General features: G+C 76.2%; 1 protein-coding gene. It reads right to left on the reverse strand.

Translation table 11 applies throughout. The annotated features are described in order from the left end of the window. On the reverse strand, positions 1–561 hold a 561-nt coding region (locus KUM32_RS41400), incomplete at its 3' end, for a TetR family transcriptional regulator (protein WP_217146790.1). Positions 562–564: the final 3 nt, after the last annotated feature.

Genomic DNA, 564 nt, shown 5'->3' on the forward strand with positions numbered 1-564 from the left:
CACGTGCTCCGGGTCGGCGTCCGCCAGCGGCCTCATCTTGATCACGTACCGCAGCAGCGCGATGCCCACCAACTGGGCCGCGGCGAGTTCGGCGCGCAGTCGCGGGTCCGGGACGCCCAACTGGGCCGCGACCCGCGCGACGAGCCGGCTGGAGACCAGGTCGCGGAAGACGGCCGCCGCCGCCTCGTTGCCCACGGCCGAGCGCACGATCGCCAGCAGCGGCTCGCGGTGCGTCGGGTTCTCCCAGATGCCGAGGAAGAACCGGGCCAGCCGCTCCCCCTGCTCCTCGTGCGGGCCGGCGAGCAGCATGTCGGGTGCGCGCAGCGCGGGCTCGAAGGCCCGCTCGATGGCGGCGGCGAAGACCTGGTCCTTGGTGCCGAAGTAGTGGTGGACCAGGGCCGGGTCGACGCCGGCGCCCTTGGCGATGCCACGGATGGACGCCTTGTCGTAGCCGCGCTCGGCGAACTCGCTGCGCGCCGCCGACAGGATGCGGTCCCGCGCCGCCGGTTCGCCGCCGGCCGCCGCCCGGGCCGGGCGGCCCCGTCGGCGGGGTGCGGCCAGGCC

This window comes from Streptomyces sp. AC627_RSS907 (assembly GCF_019049165.1).